At 62.3% G+C, this 2,583-nt stretch carries 4 protein-coding genes; 1 reads left to right on the forward strand and 3 read right to left on the reverse strand.

Annotated elements, in window-relative coordinates:
• The 3 genes from B3D39_RS11315 to B3D39_RS11325 form a co-directional block, all read right to left on the reverse strand.
• The coding region (locus tag B3D39_RS11315) for a phage tail protein (protein WP_286789693.1) at positions 1-471 on the reverse strand (471 nt) is incomplete at its 3' end.
• 31 nt (positions 472-502) lie between these two features.
• Positions 503-1,042: a phage tail protein gene (locus tag B3D39_RS11320; RefSeq protein ID WP_286789694.1), complete on the reverse strand. Its 540-nt coding sequence runs from the start codon at positions 1,040-1,042 to the stop codon at positions 503-505.
• A 37-nt stretch (positions 1,043-1,079) separates the two neighbouring features.
• Entirely contained in the window at positions 1,080-1,592 is a 513-nt protein-coding gene (locus B3D39_RS11325) for a phage tail protein (protein ID WP_286789695.1), read from the reverse strand.
• A 375-nt stretch (positions 1,593-1,967) separates the two neighbouring features.
• Here B3D39_RS11325 and B3D39_RS11330 point away from each other — a divergent pair.
• Positions 1,968-2,583 (forward strand): hypothetical protein (locus B3D39_RS11330; protein WP_286789696.1); only part of this gene is annotated, 616 nt, incomplete at its 3' end.

The following is a 2,583-nucleotide window of genomic DNA, read 5'->3' on the forward strand; positions in this document are numbered from 1 at the left end:
ATGCGGCTGGCTGCTCCCGGCGGGTGCGATCGCGCCGGGCGCAAAGCTGGTCGCCTCCTGGATCGGCGTGCCGGTATAGCCATTGGCCCCCGTCGAGATCCAGGTATCGCCTGCAGTCGGCGCGGCGCTCGCATCCGCGCCTTCGGGAAACACCGAAAGCGAATGCGAATGCGGCGGCAGATCGGCCTCGGTCAGCGTCACCGTATCGCTGCCCACCCGCTGGCCGAGCGCGCGAGGGGTAAGCCCCGGCCCTGCGCCCTGCCCGGCAACGACGCTCGAGGGCAAACCACTGCCCCCGTTGAGATTGGGCAGACCGAAGGTCGTGCGCCCGTCCCCGCCATAGGTCGTCCCGATCAACGAGAAGACCGCCGTGTATTGCGAAATCGCGACAAGCTGGCCGTCACACGGCATCCAGCCCTGGGGAATGAAGTTGTAGGGAAATGGCATGACCGTGCAAAGAATGGGGTCCATATCCTGTCCTTTCCGAAAAGACCGGGCGCGCTTACGAGCGCGGCGGGTAAATACCGTCATAGGCGATGCAGTAGTTCATCACCGTGGTCGGCATCATGTTCTGGTGCGGGTGGGACGCACCGCTCGACCCGATCGAGGCCGGATTCAGCGTCGCGGGCGCGCCACCGGGCTGAGCCGAATAGCGCGTGACACCAGCGCCATCTGCGGTCGCGAACTCGACCTCCGGGCCGGGCACGGCGGTCGCGTTGGCCGCCGGGCTCTGGCTCGACGCCTGGATCGCGTGGGAATGCGACGGCATCTCCGCGACGCTCAGCGTGACCGTCTCCTCCCCGACCTTATCGCCGACCTTGTAGACCGACAGTCCCGGCGCGTGTCCCATGCCGAGCGGAATGCGCCCACGCAGATCCGGCACGCCGAAAGTCGTGACGCCGTCGCCGCCATATTGGGTTCCGATAAGCGAGAACAGCATCTGATATTGATTGATGGGCAACAACTGCCCCTGACAGCTGAGCCAGCCGCGCGGCGTGCGCGGGAAGGCAAACAGCATGATCTGTCCGATAAAGGGTTCCATGAATATATCCTCTCCGTTCCGGCGGATCCGTTGCGCCTTACGAGCGCTGCGGGAAGATGCCCTGGAGGGCGATGACGTAATTGACGCAAAGCGAGGGCTGCATGTTGGGATGCGCAATGCCGCCGCCCGTGTGACCGATATTGGTCTGCGCCAGCGCGACCGGCGCCTCGGCGCTGCCATAGAGATTGCCAGCGGGAATATTGCCCGAAGCGATCACCATGTCGTCGGGCGCAATCGGCGCGCGTCCCGCGATCGCCAGCTGCGAGGCCACGAAAGGGTGGCTGTGACTGGGCATCGTGGCGTCCGTGAGCGTGACCGCCTCGCTTCCCAGTTTTTGCCCTCGCGTCTGCATGGCGGCACCGCGCGGGCTGCGCCCACGAAGATCCGGAAGGCCGAACGTGGTCCGCCCGTCCCCGCCGAACTCGGTCCCGAGAAGCGAGAAAAGCGCCGAATATTGCGCGATACTCATCAACTGCCCATTACACAGCGCCCAGCCCTGCGGCGCAAAATCGAAGGCTACGGGCATGATCATGCCCAGAAATGGTTCCATCGAATTGTTCCCTTGAATTCTCCTCTAAGGCGAGGCTACGGGCGAACATGTTCTGCGACAACTTACAACTATGTGTTGTGTGGTTATATTGACAAATTACCTAAACGGGAGCTCGCGATGCGCGCGCGAGAGCGCTGCAGATGGCGTCCCTGGCCACCCGGCGACTGCGCTCTTCGCGCCACAGCCCTGTCGGCACATTTCGGCAAGATACCGGCAATACGCGCTAAAGATTGACGAAAATTAATACGCGACATAGCGTCAACATCAGGGAGCAGAGACTCGCGCATTATTTTACCAATTGCCCCACGGGGATTTTCAGACGATTTTCTTTGATGCGTCCGAGCCACGCTGCAATTTCAGTGGGGACAACAAGATATGTTCAGGGCATTGACGCTGAGCGGTCGCATCGCATGCGCCGTCAATCAGGCATCCAACCAGTTTTCTCGCATAACGCGAATTTCGACCCTCCGGATTTTCATTTTGCGACTTCTGGCAGGCGTGCTTCTGACAACCGCCGGGGCGAGCGCCTCTCTGGCCGCCTGCGGCACCGGCACGACACTGTTATTGGATGGCGGGCAGGGTTCGACAAAGACGCTCAACGTGAGTGCGGAATGCGGCGATGTCCGCTGGGGTCTGTTCGACGCCAGCGGCCTCAACGCGAACCTCTACCCAATTACGGCCCAACCCATCGCGGCGGGCAATAGCCCAACCCCTAAAACCTTTTCGGATCCGGCCTCAGGGGCGAAGATCACGATCACTCCCGGCCCCTCTTCAAGCGATCCGAGCCTCGGTGGCAATCTGGTGTTCAACACCTACTCTGTCACTCTGGACACGCCCCCCACGACCTATCCGGCCAGCGGAGTTCCGGTCACGCTCTATTATGCATCGGGCATCTCGTCGGGCGGAAACAGCACGACCAATACCACCTACACCGTCACCTTCACCTTCCCGGTCCCCGCGACCGCGCCGGATGCGCCGACGAATGTCTCGG

The organism is Thioclava sp. UBA3469, assembly GCF_002378135.1.
Taxonomy (GTDB): Bacteria; Pseudomonadota; Alphaproteobacteria; order Rhodobacterales; family Rhodobacteraceae; genus Thioclava; species Thioclava sediminum.